Origin of the sequence: Nonomuraea rhizosphaerae (assembly GCF_019396405.1) — a bacterium.
Taxonomy (GTDB): Bacteria; Actinomycetota; Actinomycetes; order Streptosporangiales; family Streptosporangiaceae; genus Nonomuraea; species Nonomuraea rhizosphaerae.
Genome location: NZ_JAHKRL010000128.1, coordinates 1 through 24,326, shown reverse-complemented (window position 1 = coordinate 24,326; position 24,326 = coordinate 1). Strand labels below are relative to the sequence as shown.

General features: G+C 71.8%; 24 protein-coding genes. 11 read left to right on the top strand and 13 right to left on the bottom strand.

The features are described from left to right. From KME77_RS06355 to KME77_RS06320, 8 genes are all read right to left on the bottom strand, one after another. Window positions 1-803, bottom strand: an 803-nt coding sequence (locus KME77_RS06355) for a GNAT family N-acetyltransferase (protein WP_219462867.1), incomplete at its 3' end; no start/stop codon positions are given. 4 nt (window positions 804-807) lie between these two features. Then, on the bottom strand, window positions 808-1,818 hold the full coding sequence (locus KME77_RS06350) for an ABC transporter ATP-binding protein (RefSeq protein ID WP_219462866.1): 1,011 nt from the start codon (window positions 1,816-1,818) through the stop codon (window positions 808-810). After that, window positions 1,815-2,801 (bottom strand): ABC transporter ATP-binding protein, encoded by a 987-nt coding sequence (locus KME77_RS06345; RefSeq protein WP_308250577.1) that lies wholly within the window; start codon window positions 2,799-2,801, stop codon window positions 1,815-1,817. Before KME77_RS06345 ends, KME77_RS06350 begins: the two co-directional genes overlap by 4 nt. A 2-nt stretch (window positions 2,802-2,803) precedes the next feature. Continuing rightward, window positions 2,804-3,706: an ABC transporter permease gene (locus KME77_RS06340; RefSeq protein WP_219462864.1), complete on the bottom strand. Its 903-nt coding sequence runs from the start codon at window positions 3,704-3,706 to the stop codon at window positions 2,804-2,806. Next, a complete protein-coding gene (locus KME77_RS06335; protein WP_219462862.1) occupies window positions 3,706-4,713 on the bottom strand; it encodes an ABC transporter permease in 1,008 nt (335 codons plus the stop codon). Before KME77_RS06335 ends, KME77_RS06340 begins: the two co-directional genes overlap by 1 nt. Before the next feature lie 5 nt (window positions 4,714-4,718). Further along, window positions 4,719-6,536 carry an ABC transporter substrate-binding protein gene (locus tag KME77_RS06330; protein WP_219462860.1) on the bottom strand — a complete coding sequence of 606 codons (1,818 nt, stop codon included), beginning with the start codon at window positions 6,534-6,536 and terminating at the stop codon, window positions 4,719-4,721. A 147-nt stretch (window positions 6,537-6,683) separates the two neighbouring features. Continuing rightward, window positions 6,684-7,649 (bottom strand): zinc-binding alcohol dehydrogenase family protein, encoded by a 966-nt coding sequence (locus KME77_RS06325; RefSeq protein ID WP_219462875.1) that lies wholly within the window; start codon window positions 7,647-7,649, stop codon window positions 6,684-6,686. After that, window positions 7,649-8,839: a M20 metallopeptidase family protein gene (locus KME77_RS06320; RefSeq protein WP_219462858.1), complete on the bottom strand. Its 1,191-nt coding sequence runs from the start codon at window positions 8,837-8,839 to the stop codon at window positions 7,649-7,651. The genes KME77_RS06325 and KME77_RS06320 overlap by 1 nt, the downstream gene beginning before the upstream one ends. A gap of 61 nt (window positions 8,840-8,900) precedes the next feature. On the opposite strand from KME77_RS06320, the gene KME77_RS06315 reads away from it, so the two are divergent. Together KME77_RS06315 and KME77_RS06310 are read left to right on the top strand one after the other, a co-directional pair. Then, window positions 8,901-9,680, top strand: coding sequence for an HAD-IIA family hydrolase (locus KME77_RS06315; protein WP_308250576.1), 780 nt, complete (start codon window positions 8,901-8,903; stop codon window positions 9,678-9,680). A gap of 42 nt (window positions 9,681-9,722) precedes the next feature. After that, window positions 9,723-10,346 carry a DinB family protein gene (locus KME77_RS06310; protein WP_246609257.1) on the top strand — a complete coding sequence of 208 codons (624 nt, stop codon included), beginning with the start codon at window positions 9,723-9,725 and terminating at the stop codon, window positions 10,344-10,346. On the opposite strand, the gene KME77_RS06305 is transcribed toward KME77_RS06310, so the two are convergent. Beyond that, window positions 10,309-10,776: an NUDIX domain-containing protein gene (locus KME77_RS06305; RefSeq protein ID WP_219462857.1), complete on the bottom strand. Its 468-nt coding sequence runs from the start codon at window positions 10,774-10,776 to the stop codon at window positions 10,309-10,311. The two genes, KME77_RS06310 and KME77_RS06305, sit on opposite strands and share 38 nt — an antisense overlap. A gap of 85 nt (window positions 10,777-10,861) precedes the next feature. Here KME77_RS06305 and KME77_RS06300 point away from each other — a divergent pair, with 85 nt between their 5' ends. Both KME77_RS06300 and KME77_RS06295 read left to right on the top strand, forming a co-directional pair. Then, window positions 10,862-11,782: an acyl-ACP desaturase gene (locus tag KME77_RS06300; protein WP_308250575.1), complete on the top strand. Its 921-nt coding sequence runs from the start codon at window positions 10,862-10,864 to the stop codon at window positions 11,780-11,782. A gap of 21 nt (window positions 11,783-11,803) precedes the next feature. Continuing rightward, a complete protein-coding gene (locus tag KME77_RS06295; protein ID WP_219462852.1) occupies window positions 11,804-13,759 on the top strand; it encodes an ABC1 kinase family protein in 1,956 nt (651 codons plus the stop codon). A 16-nt stretch (window positions 13,760-13,775) separates the two neighbouring features. Here the strand turns inward: KME77_RS06295 and KME77_RS06290 are convergent, their stop codons facing one another. Continuing rightward, the gene (locus KME77_RS06290; RefSeq protein ID WP_308250574.1) at window positions 13,776-14,072 is read right to left on the bottom strand and encodes an aldo/keto reductase; all 297 of its coding nucleotides are present in this window, start codon (window positions 14,070-14,072) and stop codon (window positions 13,776-13,778) included. Window positions 14,073-14,228: 156 nt separating this feature from the next. Here KME77_RS06290 and KME77_RS06285 point away from each other — a divergent pair, with 156 nt between their 5' ends. After that, complete coding sequence (locus KME77_RS06285) at window positions 14,229-14,783, top strand: NADPH-dependent FMN reductase (RefSeq protein WP_219462848.1); 555 nt, start codon at window positions 14,229-14,231, stop codon at window positions 14,781-14,783. 57 nt (window positions 14,784-14,840) lie between these two features. Here KME77_RS06285 and arfB read toward each other — a convergent pair whose 3' ends face one another. Next, window positions 14,841-15,248: an alternative ribosome rescue aminoacyl-tRNA hydrolase ArfB gene (gene arfB, locus KME77_RS06280; RefSeq protein ID WP_219462846.1), complete on the bottom strand. Its 408-nt coding sequence runs from the start codon at window positions 15,246-15,248 to the stop codon at window positions 14,841-14,843. Between the two features lie 114 nt (window positions 15,249-15,362). Between arfB and KME77_RS06275 the strand changes: the two genes are divergently transcribed. Beyond that, entirely contained in the window at window positions 15,363-16,163 is an 801-nt protein-coding gene (locus KME77_RS06275) for a hypothetical protein (RefSeq protein WP_219462844.1), read from the top strand. Window positions 16,164-16,215: 52 nt separating this feature from the next. Here the strand turns inward: KME77_RS06275 and KME77_RS06270 are convergent, their stop codons facing one another. Beyond that, window positions 16,216-16,494, bottom strand: coding sequence for a helix-turn-helix domain-containing protein (locus KME77_RS06270; RefSeq protein WP_219462843.1), 279 nt, complete (start codon window positions 16,492-16,494; stop codon window positions 16,216-16,218). A gap of 152 nt (window positions 16,495-16,646) precedes the next feature. Here KME77_RS06270 and KME77_RS06265 point away from each other — a divergent pair, with 152 nt between their 5' ends. From KME77_RS06265 to KME77_RS06245, 5 genes are all read left to right on the top strand, one after another. Continuing rightward, window positions 16,647-17,462, top strand: coding sequence for an alpha/beta hydrolase family protein (locus KME77_RS06265; protein WP_219462841.1), 816 nt, complete (start codon window positions 16,647-16,649; stop codon window positions 17,460-17,462). Beyond that, window positions 17,459-18,037 (top strand): HAD family hydrolase, encoded by a 579-nt coding sequence (locus KME77_RS06260; RefSeq protein WP_219462839.1) that lies wholly within the window; start codon window positions 17,459-17,461, stop codon window positions 18,035-18,037. The genes KME77_RS06265 and KME77_RS06260 overlap by 4 nt, the downstream gene beginning before the upstream one ends. A gap of 7 nt (window positions 18,038-18,044) precedes the next feature. Beyond that, a complete protein-coding gene (locus tag KME77_RS06255) occupies window positions 18,045-19,880 on the top strand; it encodes an HSP90 family protein (protein ID WP_246609256.1) in 1,836 nt (611 codons plus the stop codon). Further along, the gene (locus KME77_RS06250; RefSeq protein ID WP_219462837.1) at window positions 19,873-21,705 is read left to right on the top strand and encodes a hypothetical protein; all 1,833 of its coding nucleotides are present in this window, start codon (window positions 19,873-19,875) and stop codon (window positions 21,703-21,705) included. The genes KME77_RS06255 and KME77_RS06250 overlap by 8 nt, the downstream gene beginning before the upstream one ends. A gap of 65 nt (window positions 21,706-21,770) precedes the next feature. Beyond that, window positions 21,771-23,294: an alkaline phosphatase D family protein gene (locus KME77_RS06245; protein WP_372451141.1), complete on the top strand. Its 1,524-nt coding sequence runs from the start codon at window positions 21,771-21,773 to the stop codon at window positions 23,292-23,294. Between the two features lie 121 nt (window positions 23,295-23,415). Here KME77_RS06245 and KME77_RS06240 read toward each other — a convergent pair. Next, the coding region (locus KME77_RS06240; protein ID WP_219462835.1) for an efflux RND transporter periplasmic adaptor subunit at window positions 23,416-24,326 on the bottom strand (911 nt) is incomplete at its 5' end.

Here is a 24,326-nt window from a genome sequence, read left to right as displayed (position 1 = left end):
GCGGCGCGCTGCTCGGCCAGGCAGCGGCGCAGCAGCGCGCCGCCGACGCCGAGCCCGCGCGCCTCGGGCGCGGTCCCCATCGGCCCGAACCACGCCGGTCGCGCCCCCCACGCGGCGAACCCGAGGATCCGGCCGTCGCGCTCGGCGTGGTGCAGCCCGGCGGCGTTCACGGCCTCCCAGGCCCACGACTCGTTCCAGTGCTCGCGTACGAACGCGGCCACCCGCTCCCGCTCCTCGGGCCCGGTCGCGGCGCGCACGTGAACCCCCGCCGCGGCCAGCCGGGCGGCCTCGTCCGCCAGGGGCGAGCCCGCGCCCAGGTCGGCGGTCATGTTCCAGGCCGTGTCGTAACGCTCGTAGCCCAGGCGCTCGGCCAGGCAGGCGGCGGCCGTGTACCGCACGTCGATCCCCGGCCAGGCGTAACACGGCGGGTTCCCGGCGAAGCGCGCCTGCCGCGCGCCCTGTGAGCGCAACCATTCCTCGGCCGCGCCCACCAGTGCTCGCCCGTGCCCCCGCCCCTGGACGTCGGGGTGGACGGCCAGCAGGTCCAGGTGGCCGACGGCCGGGTCCCTGCCGGACAGGGACGCCATCACCACGCCGCCGTCGCTCACCAGAGCGGTCCAGCGGCGCTCGCGCGGCGGATCGGCCAGCCGCCGGACCAGCGCGGCGGCCTCGCCGGCGTCCAGCGTCAGCGCCGCCCGCGCCACCTCCCCGGCAGCGGCCAGGTCAGCGGACAGGTCGGCGGTCCCCGCCACCCGGACGGCGGGAGCGGTGGCTCCGGCGGTTCCGGCCTCACGAGGCGTCATGCGGTCACACCTCACTCATCGGGCGGGCGATGACCTGGCGGCGCTCGGGGTAGAAGCAGGCGTGCTCCTGCGGAGCCTCCTTCGTCACCTGCAGCAGCGGCCGCTCGGTGGCGCACCGGTCGCCGCGGAACGGGCACCGGGGCTCGAACAGGCACCCGCTGTCGGACTGGTCGGCCGACAGCGACTCCAGCGGCACCACCGGCTCCTCACCGGGCCGCTCAAGGCCGTGCAGCACGGGGATGGCCGACAGCAGCGACTGCGTGTACGGGTGCACCGGGTCGGCGATGATCGTGTCCACGGGCCCCCGCTCGACGACCTGCCCCCGGTAGATGACGTACAGCTCGCCGTCGGCGCCGATGTAGCGGGCGGTGGCCACGTCGTGCGTGATGAACAGCACGGACACGCCCAGCCGGTCGCGCAGGTCCTTCAGCAGCGCCAGGATGCCCAGCCGCAGCGACACGTCGATCATCGAGACGGCCTCGTCGGCGACCAGCATCTCCGGGTCGACGGTCAGCGCGCGGGCGATGACCACCCGCTGCCGCATGCCGCCCGAGAGCTGGTGCGGGTAGCGGGACAGGACGGTCGCCGGGTCGAGCCCGACCAGCGACAGCACCTCGGTGGCCCGCTCGTCGATCCACGCCTTGGGGCGTCCGGTCTGTCCCGCCCGCAGCGCCAGCGGCGCCTGCAGCGTCTGGTAGATGGTCCGCGTCGGGTTCAGCGCCGAGTACGGGTCCTGGTGGATCATCTGGATCTTGCGGAAGTGCGGCTGGCGCTGCTTGGGCTTGAGCGGCGTCATGGGCGTGCCGTCGATGGCGATCTCGCCCTCGTCATAGCTCTCCAGCCCGGCGATGATGCGCCCGAGCGTCGTCTTGCCGCAGCCCGACTCGCCGATGAACGAGGCGGCCCCGCCCTTGCCGATCGCGAAGTCGACGCCGCGCAACGCGGGGACCTCCCGCTTGCCCAGCACGTTGCCGCGCTGCCTGAACGTCTTGGTGATGCCGGTCCCGGTGATCACGCGTGCTCCCTCACGTTCACGGCGTGGCAGGCCACGATCCTGGACCCGTCGGCGACCGCGTCGGGGTCGACGGTGTCGCAGACGTCCATCCGCAGCGGGCACCGCTCCCGGAACACGCAGCCCTCCTTCGGCACGGTGGCCAGCGTCGGCGGCCGTCCCGGCAGCGCCCGCGCCTCGTCGATGTCACCGGTCAGGCGCGGGATGGCGGTGATCAGGCCCCTGGTGTACGGGTGGCGCGGCGAGCCGAGCACCTGCCTGGTGGGGCCCTGCTCGACCAGGCGGCCCCCGTACATGACCGCGAGCCGGTCGGCCACCTCGGCCACCACGCCGATGTCGTGCGTGATGACCAGCGTGGTCAGCCCGCGTTCGGCGTGCACCTCGCGGACGATCTTCAGGATGTTCGCCTGGGTGATCATGTCGAGCGCGGTCGTCGGCTCGTCCAGCACCACCAGGTGGGCGTTGAGCACCAGCGCCAGCATGATGCCGACCCGCTGGCGCATGCCGCCCGACAGCTCGTGCTGGTAGGAGTCGAGCACCCTGGCCCCGTCCAGGCCCATCCTGGCCAGCAGCTCCTTGGCCTCGCGGACCAGGCCCCGCAGGTCCGCCACGCCGTGCGAGCGGCCGAGGTCGAGCAGCTGCTTGCCGACGGTCTTGAGCGGGTTCATGGAGTTCTGGGCGGCCTGGAACACGTACCCGATGTGCGCGCCCCTGGCCTTGCGCAGCCGCTCGCCGGCGAACCCGACGACGTCGCCGAGCCCGTCGATCTCGACGCTGCCGGCCGCGATCCGGCCCGGCGGCTGCACCGCGTTCAGCAGCGACAGCGCCATCGTGGACTTGCCGGAGCCGGACTCGCCGACGATGCCGGTGATGGTGCCGGGCTCCAGCGTCAGGCTGACGTCGCGCACGGCGGGCAGCTCGCCCGCCGGCGTCCGGTAGACGACCGTGAGGCCGTCGACGCGCACTCCCGGTGCTTCCTGAGGCACTGCTACTCCTCCCGCAGCCGGGGGTTGAAGATCTCGTCCATGGCGTCCACCACGAGCACGATGCCGAGCGTGAGCAGCAGGATCGCCAGGAGCGGCGCCAGCATGTACGGCAGCGCCGCCGTGGTGGTCATGGCGCCGCCGCCGAAGACGGCCAGGTTGAGCATGACGCCCCAGTTGTTCGCCTCGTACGGCAGCACGCCCAGGAAGAACAGCCCGACCTGCGCGTACACGGCGCCGGTGACCGCGATGAGCATGTTCATCGCGATGTAGGGCGCCATGCTGGGCAGCAGCTCCTTGCCCACGATATGCGTCGTGGACAGCCCCAGCCCCCGCGCGGCCTCGATGAAGCCCCGCTCGCGCAGCGACAGCGTCTGCGAGCGCACGGCCCGCGCCACGCCGCCCCAGCCGAGCAGGCCGAGCAGCAGGCCCATCTCGACGGCGCTGCCGAACTTCCACACCGTGGACAGCACCAGCAGCAGCGGCAGCCCCGGGATGGTCAGCTTCATGTCGGTCAGGCGCATGAGGACGGTGTCCCAGCGGCCCCGCTTGAAGCCGGAGAACAGCCCGATCGAGGTGCCGAGCACGACCGTGATGATCGCCGTGACCAGGGCACTGAGCAGCACGTACCGGGAGCCGGTGACGACCAGCGCCACCACGTCGCGGCCCTGGCCGTCGGTGCCGAACCAGTGCTCGCCGCTCATCGGCGCGTAGATGTTGTCGGCGTTGTGCGGCAGCAGGTCGGGGTAGAACATCGGCCCGAACACGCCCATGAACGCGAAGCCGAGCACGATGACCGCGCCGACCAGGCGGCTGGGCTTGCGCAGCATGACGCGCCACACGCCGCGCCAGAAGTTGCGCCGCATGGTCGAGGCCGTGCCGGCGCTCTCCAGGATCACGGTGCTCATCAGGACACCTCCTCGGTGGAGCGCACGCGCGGGTCGATCACCGAGTAGAAGAGGTCGGCCAGGATGTTGGCCACCACGATGGCCACGGTGATCAGCAGGAACGCGCCGCCCATGAGGGCGTAGTCGCGGTTGGTGATGCTGTCGATGAGCAGGAAGCCCAGCCCCGGGTAGTTGAAGATGCGCTCGATGAAGATCGAGCCGCCGAACAGCAGGCCCAGCGACAGCGCCAGGATCGTGAACAGCGGCAGGATCGCGTTGCGCGCGATGTAGCGGAAGATGACCGAGCGTTTCATCCCGCGCAGCTCGGCGGCCAGGATGAAGTCGTCGCCCAGCACCGTGACGACGCTCGACTTCATGGCCAGGATCCAGCCGCCGTAGCTGGCCAGCGCGTAGGTGACGACGGGCAGCGTGGCGTGCTCGACGAGCGAGCCGATGTAGCCGGCGTTGAAGCCGGGCTCGTACAGGATGTCGGCGGTGCCGTCGGAGGGCAGGATCGGCAGCAGCGTGGTGAAGATCGCGCCCATGAGCAGCGCCAGCACGTACTGCGGCACGCCGTGCAGCAGCGAGCCGGAGACCGCCAGGACGTCACCGAGCTTGCCGGTGCGCTTGACGGCGGCGTACACGCCGAGGATGACGCCGACCAGGAAGCTCAGCAGCGTGCCGAACAGCACCGGTAGAACGGTCCACTTGGCCGCGCCGGCGAGCACCTCGGTGACCGGCGTGCCCGGGTTGGTCACCGAGATGCCGAGGTCGAAGTGGAACAGGCCCGACATGTAGTCGAGGTACTGCTGCCAGAGCGTCCCCTTGGGGAGGAACCCGTACATCACGGCGGTGGCCCGCTCGGCGGCCTCCGGTGACGCGCCGCCCTCGATCAGCTTCTGGTATCTCGCGGCGATCGGGTCGCCGGGGATGTTCCTGATGATGAAGAAGCTGATCGTGGCGACGACGAGAACCATGACGATCCCGCGGGCCAGGTGGCCCGCGAGTCGCCGTGCGATGACCGTCATGAAACCTACTGCTTCTTCTTCACCATGCCGAGCTGCATCCACACGCCCGCGGGAAGGCGCAGGACGTCGGCCTCGGCCTCGGGCCAGCCGGTGAAGCGGCTGGTGTTGACGAACTGCGTGTTGACGTAGTCCCAGAGCTGGATCAGCGGCAGGTTCTCGTTGGCGGCCTTGGCCAGCTCGACCATGATCGGCTTGGCCTGCTCCGCGGTCGAGGCGTTCAGCTTGCCGGTCAGCTCACCGGGGTTGACCTTGCCGACGCCCGCGACATCGATCTCCTCGGGGCCGCCCATCCAGTTGCCGCCCTTGCCGGGGGCCGCGTGCGCGATCTTGCCCGCGACGTTGGTCCAGCCGTTGGAGGCGCCGAAGAGCCGCTGGTAGATGTCGTACGGCGCGGGGCCGAGCGCCAGCAGCCAGAACCCGGCGTCGTACTTGCCGGCCGCGAGCTCCTCCAGGTAGAGCGGGTAGTCCGCGGTGGTCACGACCTCGGCGTCGACGCCGGCCGTGGCGAGCTGGCTCTTGATGTTCTCCTGCGCGGAGATCCAGTCGGAGAACCCGGCCGGGGCGTGCATGGAGAACTTCCACGGCGAGCCGTCGGCCAGCGCCCACTTGCCGTCCTTCTTCTGCAGCCCGGCCGCCTTGAACTCGGTCTCGGCCTTGGCCACGTCGTGCTTGTACGGCTCCAGCGCGCTCAGCTCCGCGCCCAGCCACTCCTGGGCGGGCTTCTGGTGGATGCCGGAGGTGGTGACGGCCGCGGTGCCGCCCTCGGGGGAGGCGACCTTGGTGACCTGGTCGCGGTCGATCAGGTAGGCCAGGCCCTTGCGCACGTGCACGTTGTCGTACGGCTTCTTGGACTGGTTGAACGCCAGCCCCACCGACACCGGGGAGAAGCCCTTGATGGTCTGGGCGCCGGGAGCCTGCTTGATGCGGTCCATGACGTTCGTCGGCGCGGCGGTGAAGCCCGCGTGGTCGAGCTTGCCGCCGATCAGGTAGTTCCAGATCTGCTCGTTGCCCGTGTAGTTGAGGAACTTCACCTGGTCGGGCGCGACGTTGGCGGCGTTGAAGAAGTTCTTGTTCTTGACCAGCAGCGCCTCGGAGGGGTTGACCCGCTCCAGCGTGAACGGCCCGGCGGAGGTGTCCTTCGGCGGCGCGAACGCGATGATCTTCTCGCCCAGGGCGGTGATCTCCTCGCGCGCCTTCTCGGCGTCGGCGCCGGTGGCGCGGGAGGCCTTGAGCTTGTCCCAGAAGTCGGCGGGCAGGACGCTGTTCCACACGTGCGCGGGCGCCACGAACGTGTCCAGCACGCCGCGGGCGAACTTCATGCTCGGGTTGGTCATGTCCTGCGTGACCTTGACCGTGTGGTCGTCCACGACCTGCACGTCGGCGGCCGCGCCGGCCGCGCCCGGGGTGATGGCGAAGGCGGTGCTGCCCTGCGTGTAGGCGATGCCGATGGACAGCTTGACGTCCTCGGCGGTCACCGGCTTGCCGTCGGACCACTTGCCGTTGGGCTGCAGGTGGATGGTGACCGAGGAGTTGTCGGGCGCGATGTCCCAGCTCGCGGCGATGCCCGGGTAGAACTTGTTCGGGTCGGTCAGGTCGTTCTTGACCCAGGCCAGCTTCATCGCGTTGTACCCGAGGAAGGAGTTGCCCTTCGGGTTGTACGGGTTCGCCGGCGCGCTGGGCTCAAGGCCCGGCCTGTTGACGTCGATCGTGGTGAAGAGCCCGCCACCACCGCCCGAGCCGGACTTGTTGGTGGCGCCACCGCTGCACGCCGCTGTGGCAGTGGCCAGGCCCAGCAACGCTACAACCGCTGCTAGTCGCTTCATGTACCGCTCCGGTGATGTTCGGACCTGTGGAGGTTCGGGGATTAGCCCGGACCTTATGGTCATGGAGGCGTCGCGTCAATAATCTCCAGGTGTTGTGAGGCTAATGTAACTTTCCTTCATGACCCTCCTGGGTGGCGCTCGGCGCCATCACCCCAATATAAGCACCGCAGCCCCGTTGACCTGCCCGTTCGCCAGGTCGCCGAGCGCGCGGCCGGCCTCCTCGAAGGCGTAGGGACGCGTCGTCACGTGCGGCGGATGGCGCTCGGCGAGATCCAGGAAGGCCCGGCCGTCGGCCCGGGTGTTGGCGGTCACGCTCCGCAGCGTGCGCTCCTGGAAGAGGTGGCGCTCGTAGTTCAGGCCGGGGACGTCGGTCAGGTGGATGCCGGCGACGGCCAGCGTGCCGCCCCTGTCGAGCGCCTCCAGCGCGGGCGGCACCAGCGTGCCCACGGGCGCGAACAGCAGCGCCGAGTCCAGCGGCTCCGGTGGTCGCTCGCCCGCGGAGGCGGCGCCCAGCTCCAGGGCCAGCTTCCTGGCCGCCGCCGACCTGGTCACGACGTGCACGACGGCCCCCCGCGCGATCGCCGCCTGCGCGGTCAGGTGCGCCGAGGCGCCGAACCCGTACACGCCGAGCCGCCCGCCCTCGGGCAGGTCGCAGCGCAGCAGCGCCCGGTAGCCGACGATCCCCGCGCACAGCAGCGGCGCCAGCTTCTCCGCGGGCGGCCCCTCGGGGAGCTGGTAGACGTAGGCGGCCGGCACCGCCATGTACTCGGCGAAACCGCCGTCGGCGTCCCAGCCGTTGTAGGCCGAGGCCGGGCACAGGTTCTCCCGCCCGCCCAGGCAGTGGCGGCAGGCGCCGCACGTCCACCGCAGCCAGGCCGCCCCGACCCTGGTGCCCTCCGGCACGCCCTCGCCGCCGGTCACCCGGCCGACGACCTGGTGGCCGGGTGTCGTGCCCGGCCGCTTCGCGGGCAGGTCGCCCTCGGCGAGGTGCAGGTCCGTACGGCAGACCGCGCACGCCTCCACCTGGACCAGCACCTCCCCGACGCCGGGCTCGGGCACGGGCCGCTCCACCCGGACCAGGAGCCGGTCCGGGTCCACCGCCCAGGCCCGCATCACGCGGACAGGCGGGACATCGCGAGCGAGGCGTACAGGGCCGCGCCGTCGGGCAGCACCGAGTCGTCGAACTGCGCCTCGGGGGAGTGGTTGTACGGGGCCGTCCCCGGGTCCCGGCCGGGCGGGCAGGCGCCGAGGAAGACGAACGCGCCGGGGACGTTCTCCAGCACGTACGAGAAGTCCTCCGAGCCCATGACCGGCTGCGGCGCCACCAGGTAGCGCCCCGGCCCGAACAGCTCGCCGGCCGTCCTGGACACGAACTCCACCTCGGTCGTGTCGTTGACCGTCACCGGGTAGCCCATGCCGTAGTCGGCCTCGACCGAGAGCCCGTGCGCCGCCGCGACGCCCTCCACGACCTCGACCAGCCGCCGCCTGGCCAGCTCCCTGTTGCCGGCGCTGAAGGTGCGCAGCGTCGCCTCGAAGCGCGCGTCGTCGGGGATCACGTTGTCGGTCGTGCCGCCGTGGAAGCTGCCGACGGTCACCACGACCGGGTCGAACACGTTGAACGTCCGGGTCACCATCGCCTGGATCGACATGACCATCTCGCAGGCCGCCTGGATCGGGTCCAGCGCCAGGTGCGGGCTGGAGCCGTGGCCGCCGCGCCCCTTCACCGTCACCTTGAAGACGTCCGCCGCCGCCATCAGCGGCCCCGGCCGCGAGGCGAACAGGCCGATGGGCAGGACCGAGGAGACGACGTGCATGCCGTACGCCGCCACCGGCCGCTCGCCGGCCGCCTCCAGCACGCCCTCCTCGATCATGTGCTTGGCGCCGTCGTGCCCCTCCTCGCCCGGCTGGAACATGAACACGACGTCCCCGGCCAGCTCCTCGCGCCGCGCGCTGAGCAGGTGCGCCGCGCCCGTCAGCATCGCCGTGTGCAGGTCGTGGCCGCAGGCGTGCATCTGGCCGTCGGTCTGCGACCGGTAGGGCAGGTCGTTGTTCTCCTGGACCGGCAGCGCGTCCATGTCACCGCGCAGCAGCACGGCCGGGCCGGGCCGGCCGCCCCTGAGGACGGCGGTGATCGAGCTGAGCGCCTTGCCGAGGGTGATCTCCAGCGGCAGCCCGTCGAGCGCCGCGAGCACCTTCTCCTGGGTGCGCGGCAGCGTGAGCCCGAGCTCCGGCGTGGTGTGCAGCGAGTGGCGCAGCCGGACGAGCTCTTCCCGCATGTCCCGCGCGGATTCAGTGAACGACATGAAGAACATTCTTCATGTGCTGGTCGGGAAGTCGACAAGAGACACTCGGTACGATGGCCGGGTGACTCAGCGTAAGCGCATCGACGCCTGGCTCTCCGACATGGACGGCGTGCTCGTGCACGAGGGGAGGCCGGTGCCGGGCGCCGACGAGTTCATCAAACGGCTCGGCGAGTCCGGCAAGAAGTTCCGGGTGCTGACGAACAACTCGATCTACACCCAGCGCGACCTCTCGGTACGCCTGGCCGCCGCCGGCCTGGCCGTGCCGCCCGAGTCGATCTGGACCTCGGCCCTGGCCACCGCCGAGTTCCTGGCCGACCAGCGGCCGGGCGGCTCGGCGTACGTGATCGGCGAGGCCGGGCTGACCACCGCGCTGCACGAGGCCGGCTACGTACTGACCGACCTCGGCCCCGACTACGTGGTGCTCGGCGAGACCCGCACCTACAGCTTCACCCAGATCACCCGCGCCATCCGGCTCATCGAGGCCGGCGCCCGCTTCATCGCCACCAACCCCGACCCGATCGGCCCGTCCACCGAGGGCTCGCTGCCCGCCTGCGGCGCCGTGGCCGCGCTGATCACCAAGGCCACCGGCGTCGAACCCTACTTCGTCGGCAAGCCCAACCCGCGCATGATGCGCAGCGCGCTCAACGACATCGAGGCGCACAGCGAGACGACCGCGATGATCGGCGACCGGATGGACACCGACGTGGTGTGCGGCATGGAGGCCGGCCTGTACACCATCCTGGTGCTCACCGGCGTCACCCAGCGTGACCAGATCGACCGCTTCCCCTACCGGCCGTCGCTGGTCGTCGACTCGGTGGCCGACCTGATCGACCTGATCTGAACCTGACAGGTTCCGACAGGTAACGCTGGGATGCTGGCCGGTATGACTCGCGTCTACCTGGAGCTCGGCCCCAAGAAGGTCTTCGCCTGCTCGCTCGGCTGGCCCGGCTGGTGCCGGGTGGCCAAGGGCGAGGAGGCGGCCCTCGGCCTGCTCATGGACTACGCGCCGCGCTACCGCGTGATCGCGGAGCGGGCCGGGCTCGCCTTCGAGCCGGGCGAGCCGGTGGTCGTGGCCCGCGTGCCGGGGGACAGCATGACCGACTTCGGGGCGCCGTTCGCGGTGCCCGAGCTGGACCTGGAGCCGGTGGAGGGCGAGGCCGCGCGGCGCGGGGTGGCGCTGCTGCGGGCGGCGTGGGAGCTGTTCGACGAGGTCGCCGCCGCCTCGAAGGAGGACCTGCGCAAAGGGCCCAGAGGCGGCGGGCGGGACCTGTCGAAGGTCGTGGCGCACGTCGTGGACGCCGAGCGCGCCTACGCCAGGAAGGTGGACGTGCGGCACAAGCCGTACAGGTCGCCGCAGGACCGGGACGCCATGCGCGAGGAGCTGGCCGAGGTGCTCTCCCGCCCGTGGCAGCCGCCGCAGACGACCGGCTGGCCGCCCGCGTACGCGTTGCGCCGGACGGCCTGGCACGTCATCGACCACCTGTGGGAGATCGAGGACCGCCGATGAGGCGCGGCAGCGCCGTGATGTGGCGCGACAGGTAGCCGGCCACGGCCTCGGGCACCAGGTTCCGCGAGGTGATCTCCGACTCGCGCAGCGGCACCGGCACCACCTCGTACACGCCGCGCGCCGGGTCGTCGACCTCAGGGCCGTGGCGCAGCGCCGGGTCCATGCGCACCAGGCGGCAGCCGTACACGTGCTGGGTCTTGAACTCGCCCTGCCGCGCGTAGGTGAGCGTGGTCAGCGGCGTCACGGCCGAGACCGTCGCGCCCAGCTCCTCCAGCAGCTCCCGGTGCAGCGTGTCCTCCAGGGTGGCATCCTCGGGCTCGACGTGGCCGCCGGGAACCGACCAGTAGACCTCGCGGCCGGGGACCGTCCGGCGGAAGATCAGCAGCTGCTCATCGTGATCAAGTAGGACACCACGGACACTAGGTCGCATACCCTCACCCTAATGGGCCCGGTACGACTTGGGGTAGCCTAACCTACGGTACCGTAACCTAGAGGGAGAGACGATCTTCATGGCGATGACTCAGACGGAACTGCTGCACGAGCTCGAGCCGGTTGTCGCCGGGGAGCTCGACCGCCATGAGAAAATGGCGAAGGAGTGGTTCCCGCACGAGTACATTCCGTGGAGCCAGGGCCGCGACTTCGACGGCATCTACGGCGGCGCGGCCTGGCAGGACGGCGACTCCAAGATCCCCGAGGCCGCCCGCGTCTCGCTCATCGTCAACCTCCTGACCGAGGACAACCTGCCCAGCTACCACCACGAGATCGCCTCCACCTTCGGCCGCGACGGCGCCTGGGGCACCTGGGTGCACCGCTGGACCGCCGAGGAGGACCGCCACGGCACCGCGCTGCGCGACTACCTCACCGTCACCCGCGCGGTGGACCCGGTCGCGCTGGAGCGCGCCCGCATGAGGCACATGGAGTCGGGCTTCATCACCGAGTACGGCACCATGCTGCAGCAGCTCGCGTACGTGTCGTTCCAGGAACTGGCCACCCGCATCGCGCACCGCAACACCGGCAGGGCCTCCGGCGACGAGGGCTGCGAGCGGCTGCTGGCCAGGATCGCCGCCGACGAGAACCTGCACATGCTCTTCTACCGCAACCTGCTCAAGGCCGCCTTCGAACTGGACCCGAACCAGACCATGCGCGCCGTCACCGACGTCGTCACCACCTTCCAGATGCCCGGCTCCGGCATCGAGGGCTTCGCCCGCAAGGCGATGATCATCGCCAACGAGGGCATCTACGACCTGCGCCTGCACCTCGACGACGTGCTCATGCCGGTGCTGCGCCAGTGGTCGGTCTTCGACAAGGGCGGGCTCGACGCCGAGGGCGAGCGGGCCCGCGAGGAGCTCTCGGCGTTCCTGGCCAAGACCGAGACGACGGCCGCCCGGTTCGTCGAGCGCCGGGAGGAGCGCCGGGCTCGTGCCGCTATGAGATGACCTGTGCAATTATCGGACGCCATGGACTTTCCTGTCGCCTTGGTCGTCGCCGCCGGAGCCCTCTTCATGATCATCGTGCTGGCGTCGGCGGCGCGGCGGCTGCTGGGCGTCCGGTTCGGGATGGTCCGCACGTTCCTGGCGGGGTTGCTGGCCTTCTCGCTGGCGGGGCCGTTCCTGTCGCCGGTGCTGAACGCCTTCGGCGGCACGCCGGGCGACGGCATCGGGCCGATGTGGGTGATGCTCCTCGTCGTGATGTGCGTCGTGCTCATCCCGATGGTCATCCTGGTGCTGGCCGAGGCGCTCGTCCCGCCGGGCTCGATCCCCGGGCCCGTGGAGTTCCTCAGGTCGCTGCGCGGCCGGATCTCACGGGCCCGCCGCTACTCGCAGATCACCAGGATCGCCGTCAGGCACGGGCTCGGCCCGTACCTGCGCGGGCGCGGCGAGCGGCTCGACGACCGCTCCGGCAAGATGCGGCTGGCCCGTTCGCTGCGCGAGGCGCTCGACGACGGCGGCGTCACGTTCGTCAAGCTCGGGCAGGTGCTGTCCACCCGGCGTGACCTGCTGCCGCCCGAGTTCGTGGACGAGTTGGGGCGGCTGCAGGACCAGGTCGCCCCCGCGCCGTGGGAGCAGATCGAACCGGTCCTGTCGGCCGAGCTGGGCGGGCCGGTGGACAAGGTGTTCGCCGAGTTCGACAGCGAGCCGCTCGCGGCCGCCTCGATCGCCCAGGCCTACACCGCCCGCCTGCATACCGGCGAGAGCGTCGTGGTCAAGGTGCAGCGCCCGGCCATCGGCCGGGTCGTCGCCAAGGACCTCGACATCGTCCGCCGCCTGGCCCTCACGCTGGAGTCCCGCACCCGCTGGGGCCGCTCGCTCGGCATGCGCGACCTGGCCGAGGGCTTCGCGGTGGCGATCGCCGAGGAGCTCGACTTCCGCATCGAGGCCGCCAACATGGCCGCCGTCGCCGCCTCTGGCGGCGGCAGCGTCACCTACCCGGCCCCGGTCAGCGCGATGTGCACCGACCGCGTCCTGGTCATGCAGCGCCTGTCCGGCCGCCCGCTGGCCGCCGCCGGGCGCGAGCAGGGCCCCGAGCTGGCCCGCGACCTGCTCGACTGCCTGCTGCGGCAGATCCTCGTCGAGGGCGTCTTCCACGCCGACCCGCACCCGGGCAACATCATGCTGCTCGACGACGGCACGCTCGGCCTGCTCGACTTCGGCTCGGTCGGCCGCCTGGACTCCTCGGTGCGCTCGGCGCTGCAGCGCTTCCTGCTGGCCATGAACCGGCAGGACCCCCTCGGCGTCACCGACGCGCTGCTGGAGGTCGTGCCCAGGCCCGAGGACATCGACGGGGCCGCCCTGGAGCGGGCGCTCGGCCAGTTCATGGCCCGCCACCTGGGGCCGGGGCTGGACAGCGTGGCCATGTTCACCGACCTGTTCAAGATCGTCTCGGAGTACGGGCTGTCGATCCCGCCCGAGGTCGCGGCCGTCTTCCGGGCCCTGGCCACGCTGGAGGGCACGCTCGTGCGGCTCTCGCCCGGCTTCAACCTGATCGGCGAGGCCCGCGCCTTCGCCGGCCGCTACCTGGCCGAGCAGCTCGACGCGGCCAGCGTCAAGGAGAACCTCACCCAGGAGGTCGTGGCGCTGCTGCCGATGCTGCGCCGCCTGCCCCGCCGCGTCGAGCGCATCGCCAGCGCCGCCGAGCACGGGCGCCTGGCCATGAACATCCGGTGGCTGGCCGACGAGCGCGACCGCCGCTACGTGACCGGGCTGCTGCACCAGGTGCTGCTCACCGTGCTCGGCGCGACGGCCGGGCTGATGGGGGTGATCCTGCTGGGCATCGACGGCGGGCCGCTGGTCAACGCGAAGCTGCCGATGAGCCTGTACGAGCTGATCGGCTACAACCTGCTGGTCGTCTCGGCCATCCTGGTGCTGCGCGTGCTGGTGGTCATCTTCCGGCGGCCACGCGAAGGCGAGCAGTGAACCACCTCCGCGACCGTCACAACCCGTAGCCGAAGGGGCGGCGCGGCCGGTACGGGGCCTCCAGGCGGGCCGTCTCCTCCGGCGTGAGCGTCAGCTCCACGGCGGCCAGCACGTAGTCGTCACGGCGGGTGAACAGGCGCCGCAGCAGCCTGCCGGTGATCTCCTCGCTGACGCCGCCCGAGTACATGTCGGCCGTGTCGAAGACCGTCACCCCGCCCTCGGCCGCCCGGCGCACGATCGGCTCGGCCTTGTCCTCGGGCAGGAACCACGGTACCTGGGCCGGATCGCCGTAGCTCATCATCCCCAGAGCCACCCGTGACACCTTAAGTCCCGATATTCCCACAGGTACGTACAGCATCCCATTAACCATCCGTTAAGCCCGTCTTGACCAGGGCATGGTCTTGCACATCCCCGACATCGGGCAGGTTTACCACTACGGGCCATACACCTACACCTCTGGGAGTGAAGGGTGAAAATTTTCGGCGTCGCCGCGAGCCTCCACGCGGGATCGTTCATCAACCGGTTGCTGGAGGCGGTGGATGGCGAGCTGCCCCCGGGGGCGCTTCTGGAGCGTTGGCGGGGACTCGGCACCATCCCGCCGTACTCGGCGGGCGCGGTGCCCGAGCAGGTCGTGAGCATGTTGCGGCTGCTCGACGAATGTGACGGCGTGCTGGTGACCGCCCCGGAGCACAGCCTGCTCCCGGCGGAGCTGGGGCACGCGCTGCGGTGGATGGCCACCGGCGGGCGGCTGGCCGGCAAGCACGTCGCCGTGATGAGCGCCAGTGTGCGGGCGTGCGGCGCCATGTGGGCCCAGGCGGAGCTGTTCAAGCAGCTCAGCGGCGCGGGCGCGGTCGTGATCGGCTCCGAGCTGACGCTCTCGCCCACCTGCCCGCACTTCGACGAGCAGGGCCGCCTCAGCGCGCCCTACCTGCGCGACCACGTGCACGAGATCATCGGCCGGCTCTGCCCGGCGCCCCTCAGAGCCCCCGCGCTCACCGCGACGAGGCTCGTCCTGACCACCTAGCCGCCCCCGCGCCGGGCGGGAGACCGGTCCGCGAAGCGCGGCGAGGTCGTCGAGAGCTCAGGGGCTGCGGCGCAGCCGTTTGACGTCGGAGCGCTGCTTCTTGGTGGCGATGCGGCGCTCGACCGAGCCCCGGCTGGGCTTGGTGGGCCGGCGGCGCTTGGGCGGCGGCGCGATGGCCTCCCGCAGCCGCTGCGCCAGGCGCTGGCAGGCGGCCTCGCGGTTGCGCAGCTGGGAGCGGTACTCGGAGGCGGCGATGGTGATCGTCGGCCCGCCGAGGCGGTCGAGCGCGCGCTCCTTGAGGGCGGGCGGCAGCGCCGTGGTGGCGGACACGTCGAAGCTGAGCTCCACCCGGCTGTCCGTGGTGTTGACGCCCTGGCCGCCCGGGCCGGAGGAGCGCGAGAAACGCCAGACGAGCTCGGCGTCGGGGATGACGACCGAGTCGTTGACGACCAGCGGGCCGGGCATGGCGGGGTGCTCCTTTTCCCTCGTGAATGAATGTCACCGTATCCAAGCGACATATGCCGCGAGCAAATGGATTTTCAAGAACCGTCACCGCTGCGACTATGGAGACAACGGTCTGTGGGGGAGGACGATTCCGTGACGCAGGAGGCGGCGGAGCAACTTGCTCTCACCGGAGTTCTGGCCATCGGATCCGCCGCGGGATTCCTGTTGCTGCGCTGCCAGGGCAGAGGGCGTCCGTTCGGGCCGGCCGGCCGGTGGCTGTCGGTGTCCATCGTCCTGCTGACCGGGCTGATCTCCGCCGGGGTCGCGACGGCGAGCGGCGCGTTGCTCAACGACAACCTCTCCACGGTGCTGGGCGCGATCGCGCCCGGAGGGCTGTGGCTGAGCCAGATGCGCTCGCGCGAGGAGGACCGGCGCTCGCTGGCCAGGGAGGCGGCCACGTTCTGGCTGGTGTCGCTGCTGGCCAGGCTCGATCAGGCGATGGCCGAGGACCAGCGGGTGTGGTGCGAGAAACGGGTGGACGACGAGTGGAGCGTGTACGAGCTGAGCCTGGCCGCCAACCGCTACCACGAGCGGATCGCCGAACGGCTCACGCCGGAGGACCGCAGGCGGGAGCGGGTGCACGCCCGGCTCGACGCCATCGAACGGCGGCTGGACGTGGCCGCCCTGGTCGAGGACGGGGCGCCGCGCTCCAAGGTGGTCACCGCGCTGCGCGGCTCCCGGCACACGCGGCTGGCCAGGTACGACAGGTACGTCAACGACCTGACCCGGTTGCACGGGATCCTGCGGCACGACGCGGAGAACGACGTGCTGAGGCTGCTGGCCTCGGGGTATCGGGCGGGCTACCGGTCGCTGCCCAGGTTCGTGCCCCCGGCACGTGCGGCCGCGAGCGTGGACGGGCTCAGGCCGCACCCATGAACAGCGCACCCATGAGCGGCGTACTCACGAGCAGCGCACTCACAAACAGCGGCTACTGCTCGGAGAGCAGGATCGACTGCTCCTCGCCCTCGCTCAGCGTGAACTCCATGCGCGCGCCCAGCGCGGTCATCACGGCCCCCAGCGTCCGCAGCGTCAGGTTCTCGTCGCCGGACAGGATCTGGCTCACCCGGCCCGGCGACACCTTCATCGAGGCCGCCAGCTCGGCGCGGGAGATCTTGTGCTCCCGCATGTACCACGTGATCTCGTCCACGGCGTCCTGGGCGAGAGCGCCCGGACCCATCTCGTCGGGGGTGCTCCGGCGAAAGGCCATCTCGGTCTCGCTCTCAGCGTTCGGATCGTCCTGCGTCCACTTTAGCTCTACCTAAACCTTTAGGCAAGCCTAAAGGAGCGGCGGTTTCACCGAGCTGCAAGTGACCCGTGCCACCATCACGTGGACGGGAACGGGGCGAGCGGAGGGGCGCTGTGGCGGGCATCGTCGGTGTGCACGGGATCGGCAAGTACAACTACTTCATGGCGGCGGGCGACTCGGCCGAGGGGGCGGCCGACGCGATGCGCCTGAAGTGGGACCACTACCTGGGGGTGGCGCTCGGCAAGGAAGGCGCGTACTTCAGCGAGGTGGCCTACTTCTCCCACCTCCTGCACGACGGCAGACCCAAGGAGGGGCCGCAGGCGTTCGCCGGCATGCACGCCTCCGCGCAGCAGGTGCTCATGGGCTGGGCCAGGAACCGGGGGCTCGGCGAGCGGTTCACCGGGGCGCTCAAGCTGTTCACCGGCTGGCTGCTGGCCCGGCTCGACGGCAGGTCGGCGGCCTTCGCCGCGCTGTTCGCGCCCGAGGTGGCGGCCTACCTGACCGACCCCGGCCGCCGCGAGAGGTGCCGCGAGGCCGTGCGCGACGTGATCAGGAAGCACCGGCCGCGCGTCCTGATCGCCCACTCGCTCGGCAGCGTCGTCGCCTACGAGACGCTCTGGGCCAACCCCGACCTGGAGATCGACCTGCTGATCACGCTCGGCAGCCCCCTCGGGATGCGCAACGTCGTGTTCGAGCACCTGCTGCCCGCTCCCGTCAACGGGCGCGGCAGCCGGCCTGCCGGCGTCAAACGCTGGGTCAACATCGCCGACAAGGACGACATCGCCGCCATCCCGCCCGACCTGGCCCTCTGCTTCACCGGCGTGGACGCCGAGGAGCGGGTCAACCTCGACTGGATCGACTTCCACACCGCCGAGAAATACCTTGGCTGCCCGGCGCTGGCCCCTCATCTGCGACCATTCCTGCCATGACGTGGATTGTCTTCGACTACGGCAGTGTGCTGTCCCTGCCCCAGCTCGAGTCCGACGCCGAGGAGATGGCGCGGGTGATGGGCGCCGATCCCGAGGTGTTCAAGCGGGGCTACTGGGAGCACCGGCTGGAGTTCGACCGTGCCGCCCTGAGCCCCGCCGCCTACTGGTCGGCGGTGCTCGGCCGGCCCGCCGCCGTGGCCGAGATCGCCCGTCTTGTCGCCATGGACATCGCGAGCTGGGCCTACCCCGACAAGGGCACCGTCGCCGTCCTCGGCGAGCTCCTGGAGCGCGGTGACCACGTCGCGCTGCTGTCGAACGCCCCCGCCTGCGTCGCCGACGGCCTGGACGAGCTGCCCTGGATCGCCGCCATCGAGCGCCGCTTCTACAGCGGCAGGATGGGGCTGGTCAAACCGGACCGGGAGATCTTCGACCGCATGGCCGCCGAGCTGGGCGCCGACCCCGCCGAGATCGTCTTCATCGACGACCGCCCGGAGAACGTGACGGGCGCGGAGCGGGCGGGCATGACCGGTGTCCGTTTCACCACCGCCACGGCCCTGCGCCGCTCACTCCCCTGAGGTCGCGATGGACTCGCCCGTAGACATGCCGGCGGACCCGCCGATGGACAACGCCTTTCACGTCGATCTGCGCGGTGTGGTCGACCTGTTCAGCCGTCACCTGTACTCCAGCCCCCGCGTGTACGTGCGCGAGCTGCTGCAGAACGCGGCCGACGCGATCACCGCCCGCCGCGTGAGCGACCCGCGGGCGCCCGCCACGGTGACCGTCGAGGTGGCCGGCGGGCGGCTGAGCGTGCGCGACACCGGCATCGGGCTGACCGAGGACGAGGTCCACGTGCTGCTGGCCACCATCGGGCGCTCGTCCAAGCGGGACGAGCTGGGGTTCGCCCGGCACGAGTTCCTCGGGCAGTTCGGGATCGGGCTGCTGTCGGGGTTCCTGGTGGCGGACGAGATCACCGTACGGACCAGGTCGGTGAAGGGCGGGCCCGCCGTGCTGTGGACCGGTCGCTCGGACGGCCGCTACCGGGTGGCGCTCGACGGGGACGGGACGGACGAGCCGGGCACCACGGTCACGCTGGCGGCGCGGGCGGACGCGGCCGAGTGGGTGTCGGAGCGGACGATCACCGAGCTGGCCGGGCTGTACGGCTCGCTGCTGCCGATCGACGTCACCGTGAACGGCCGTCCCACCACGATCGGCCCGCCGCCCTGGCTGACAAACCACGCATCCCCCGCCGTACGGCGAAATTTCCTGAGAAAGCATGGCGAGGAGTTGTTCGGCTTCGCCGCGCTCGACGTCGTGGACCTGCACGTCCCCGAGGCCGGGCTGACCGGCGTCGCCTACATCCTGCCCACCCCCGCCAACCCCTCCGTGCGCGGCGCCCACCGCGTCTACCTCAAGCGCATGCTGCTCACCGAGAGCGCCGAGGACCTGCTGCCCGAGTGGGCGTTCTTCGCGCGCTGCGTGGTCGACGCCGCCGAGCTGCGCCCCACCGCCAGCCGTGAGGCGCTGTACGAGGACGACCTGCTCGAACACACCCGCCTGGAGCTGGGCCGCCAGCTGCGCGCCTGGCTCGTCCGGCTGGCCGAGACCGACCCCGGCGGCCTGCGTGCCTTCCTCGGCCTGCACAGCCTCGGCGTCAAGGCGCTGGCCCTGCACGACGACGACATGCTCAGGCTCGTCGACCAGTGGCTGGAGTACGAGACCAGCGCCGGCCCGATGACGCTCGCCCAGTTCAGGGTCAGGCACCCGCGCGGCCGCTACACCGGCAGCGTCGACGAGTTCCGCCAGCTCGCGGCCGTCTCCGGCGCCCAGGGCGTCGGCCTGGTCAACGGCGGCTACGTCTACGACGGCGAGATCCTGGAGCGGCTGGCCCACCTCCACCCGGACGCCCGCCTCGACCGCCTCGACCCCGCCGAGCTGGCCACCCACCTAGGCCCCGCCGACCCGGACGCCGAGCTGCGCGCCCGTCCCTTCCTCAGCGCCGCCGGGCGCGCCCTCGACCCGCTCGGCTGCGAGGTGGTGCTGCGCGACTTCGACCCCGCCTCGCTGCCCGCCCTCTACCTGACCAGCCGCGCCGCCCAGCACCACGCCGAGCTGCGCGAGGCCCGCGACCTCGGCGACGAGCTGTGGGCCGACGTGCTCGGCGCGATGGAGCGCACGCTGGCCGCCGACCGGCCCAGGCTCGTCCTCAACCACCGCAACCCGCTGGTGCGCCGCGTCACCGGGCTGCCTGACCTGACGCTGGCCGCCACCGCCGTCGAGGCGCTGTACGGCATGGCGCTGCTGCACGGGCACCACCCGCTGCGGCCCTCCGACACGGCGACGCTCAACCGCTCCTTCCTCGGCCTGCTCGACTGGGCCGTGCGGGGCAGCGCCCCGGAGCCGGGTGAGTCGCATGGCTGACGAGGTCGGCAAGCTGCTGGAGGAGGCCGACCGGCTGCCGTACGGGGAAGCCAGGACCGTGCTGGTCGAGCGGGCGCTGCGGGTGGCCGAGACACTGCCCGAGCCGGAGCCCGCCATCGCGGTGCGGCTGGCGCTGACGCAGTCGTATCAGTTCGGCGGCGAGCCCGGGAAGTCGTTCACCACGTTCTCGCGGACGCTGGCCGCCTACGACGCCGAGCCCGGCCGCTTCACCGAGGCGCAGGCCCGCCGGGTGCTCTGGCAGTACAAGTGGATCATGACCGACATGCTGCGCTTCCCGGAGATCCCGCTGGCCAGGGCGCTGGCCGCGCTGGACGACATGGAGCGCCGCTTCCGGCAGGCGGGCAAGCCGCACGCCGTCAACGGCAGTCGCGCCCGCTTCGCCTGGCACCTGGGCGACGAGCGGGCGCTGGAGGAGTGGCTGCACCGCTGGGAGATCACGCCGCGCGACGACCTGTCCGACTGCCGCGCCTGCGACATCAGCGCCCGCGCCCACCTGCTGTCGCAGCTCGGCCGCGACACCGAGGCCGTGGCCATGGCCGGGCCCGTGCTGGACGGCCGGTTCACCTGCCGGGTGCAGCCGCAGAGCATCCTGTGCACGCTGCTGCCGCCGTACGTCAGGACCGGGCTGCTGGACGCCGCGGCGGAGGGGCACCGCAGGGCGTACCGGATCGTGCAGGGACAGGTCGCCTACCTGGACGACATCGGCGACCACCTGCGGTTCTGCGCGCTGACCGGCAACCGGACACGCGGCCTGGAGATCCTGGAGCGCGAGCTGCCGCTGCTGGACCGGGCGCCGTCGCCCGCGCAGGCGCGCGCGTTCATGACCGGCGGCGCGCTGGTGCTGCTCCGGCTGCTGGAGACCGGCCACGACGCGCTCACCGTGCGGCGTCACGGGGCGGACGTGCCGGTCCCGGAGCTGCACGCCACGCTCGCGGCCGGGGCGCGGGAGATCGCCGCCCGGTTCGACGCCCGCAACGGCTCGGACGTGCACACCCGCAGGGTCGAGGCGGCGCTGTCGGCCGCGCGGCTGGTCGATCACCTGCCCCTGCTCCCGCACGCCCGCCTCTCCCTGTCCCGGGCGGCGGCCACGGGGACCGGGCAGCGGTGGGACGATCCGGCGCTGCGGGAGCTGGCCGAGCAGGTGGCCCGGCTCACGGCCGATGGTGACACGGCGCGGATGGCGCCGGCCCGGGTGGAGCTGTGCCGGGCCTACCTGCGGGCGGAGCGTCCCCTGGACGCCGCGGAGACCGCCGAGGAGACGCTGCCGCTGCTCGACCCCGCCGACAGGGTGAACGGCAGGAAGGTGCGGCGCGTCCTGGCCGAGGCGCTGCTCGCGCTGGGCGAGCACGACGCGGCGCTGGCCGCCCTGGAGCCGCTGAAGGACCCCGGCGCGTTCATGGACGCGGGCGACACGCTGGCCGGGCGGGACGAGGACGAGGCCGCGGCGCGGGCGTACGAGCGGGCCGCCGAGGTGTACCGGCGCGCGGACGACGTGCTGAGCGCGGGCTGGGCGCTGCGGCTGCGCGCCAGGTCGGTCTACTACGCCAGCGACGACGCCACGGAGATTCGCCGGGCCTACGACCTCGCCAGGACGGCCCTGCGCGCCGCCGATCCCGGGCGGGCCGCCCCGGAGCTGGCCAAGCTCGCCTACGAGGAGGCGGTCGCGCTGCAGTGGTCCGGCGACCGGGAGGAGGCCGCCGAGCGCGGCCGGGAGGCACTTGACGCCTGCACCGCCCTGGACGACCAGGAAGGGGCCCAGCGGGCCCGCGACCTTCTCGACGAACTGCGCGAACAGGACGACTGACGCTGTTCATCCGCCCTTGACTCCAGGGTCACGGCCGTGTCAGCGGAAGCGGACATATGTGGATCGTGGACCGCAGATCCTTCATCGCAGCGGCAGCGTCAACGCTCCTCATCCCCTCCCAGACCCCCGCCCGAGCATCCGTCCAGCAGCGAACCAGGACACTGAAGGCCGACCCCTTCACCCTGGGCGTGGCCTCGGGCGACCCGTCGGCCGACGGGTTCGTGCTCTGGACCCGTCTCGCGCAGGACCCGCTCGGCGGTGACGGCCGCGGCGGCATGCCCTCCCGCGCCGTGGACGTCGCCTGGCAGGTCGCCACCGACGAGCGCTTCTCCTCGATCGTCAGATCGGGCACGGCCGAGGCCGGGCCGCGGGCGGCGCACAGCGTTCACGTCGAGGTCCGGGGACTGGAGCCCGGCCGCGACTACTTCTACCGGTTCAAGAGCGAGGGCCGGCTCTCACCCGCGGGCCGGACCAGGACCACGCCGACGGGGGAGCGGCCCCTGACGTTCGCGGTCGCGGCCTGCGCGCACTACGAGCACGGCTACTACACCGCCTACCGGCGGCTGGCCGAGCAGGAGCCGGACCTGGTGGTCTTCCTCGGCGACTACATGTACGAGTACGGCCCCAGCGGCTACACCGCCCTGGCCGGCCGGGTGCGCACGCACACGCCCGGCAAGTGCGCGACCCTGGCCGACTACCGGCTGCGGCACGCCCAGTACAAGAGCGACCACGACCTGCAGCGCGCCCACGCCGCCGCGCCGTGGCTGGTGGCCTTCGACGACCACGAGGTGGAGAACAACTGGGCCGCCGCCAGGTCAAGCACCGACGCGCCCGGGTTCGCCCGGCGGCGGGCCGACGCGTTCAGGGCGTACTACGAGAACATGCCGCTGCGCCGGGCCAGCGTCCAGGGCGCGGTGCTGCGGGTGAACCGGCGCGTCTCCTGGGGCACGCTGGCCCGCTTCCACCTGCTGGACACCCGGCAGTTCCGCGACGACCAGGCATGCCTGGACGGCGTGCGGGCGGGCTGCGACGACCGGCTGGCCGCCGGGCGGACGCTGCTCGGCGCCGGGCAGTGGCAGTGGCTGGAGAGCGGCCTGCGCGGCTCCACCACCCGCTGGAACCTGCTCGGCCAGCAGATCCTCATGGCCCAGCGCGACTACAAGGTCGGCCCCGGCCGTGAGGTCAACCTCGACTCCTGGGACGGCTACGCCGCCGAGCGCACCCGGCTGCTGGGCTCCCTGGCCGGCGCCGCCAACCCGGTCGTGCTCACCGGGGACGCGCACATGCACCACCAGGCCGACCTGAAGATCGACTTCGACGACCCCGACTCGCCGGTGATCGCCAAGGAGCTGGTGACCTCGTCGATCGCGAGCGACGGCGACGGGTACCGGGACAAGACGTGGATCGCCGAGGCGTTGCAGGAGAACCCGCACATCTCCTACATCGACCAGCGGCGCGGCTACATCATGGCCCGGCTCACCCGTGACGAGATCTCCGTCGACTACCGGACGCTGGACTACATCTCCCGCAAGGGCGCGCCCGCCAGGACCGCCCACCGGCTGACGATCCCCGCCGCGCCCCGCGCGTGAAACTCACGGCCGCGTCCCGCCGAACCTGAACGCCGGCTGTGAACGGGCTGTGGGTTCGCTCAACGGGGACGGGGCGGATACGCCCCCGGTGAGCTCACCCACAGCCCGGCTCGTGGGGGCCTCAGCTCTCCGGCCAGCTGCTGTCCGGGAACTCGCCGCCGGTGCTGCCGGCCATCACCACCTGGTCGCTCTCGCTCAGGCCCGAGGTGATCTCCACGTACTGGTCGCCTCTGATCCCCGTGCTCACCACCCGCTGGACGTCGCGGCCGCCCGAGCGCACGGTGACCGTCGAGGTGCCGTCGGAGCGGCCGCGCACCGCCTCGGCCGGCACGTACACGCTGTCGCCGGTCCGGCCCGTCGTCACCGACACCGAGGCCGTCTGCCCCAGCATCAGCCCGCGCGGCGGCTCGTCGAAGGCGAGCGTCACCGAGTAGCGGACGAGCTGGCTGCTCACGGTGGCGGTGGGGGCGATGCGGGTGACCTTCGCCGGGTACTTCTGCGAGCCGCGGGTGGCCAGGGTGACGCTGGCCTCCTGGCCGAGCTTGAGCTTGTTCACGTCGGACTCGGTGACCAGCGCGTCGACCTGCAACTCGTTCAGGTTGCCGAGGCTGACGAACGTGCCGGTGTCGGCCGGGTCGCCCACCCCGCCCGCGACCGACAGGACCGTGCCTGCGGCCGGGGCCACGATCCGGGTGCCGCGCACCTGGTCGGCGGCCTGTTCGAGGGCGGCCTGGGCGCGGTCCACGTTCGCGCCGGCCTGCTCCTCGCTGAGGCCGCCCCTGCCGTTGGAGGCGCCGCCGCAGGGGCTGCCGCCCTGGGACTGGCGCGCGCCCGGCGTCGCCTTGCCGGAGGGCCTGCCGGTCGCCTTGCCCGTGGGTCTCGCGGTCGGTCGGCCCGTGGTCTTCCCGGTCGGCTTCGCGCTCGGCTTGCCTGTCGGCTTCGGGGTCGCCGTCGAGGTCGGGTGGCCTTCGGGGGCTGCGGTGACCGTGACGGTGGCGGTCGCCGTGACGGTCACGGTGACCGTCGGCTGCG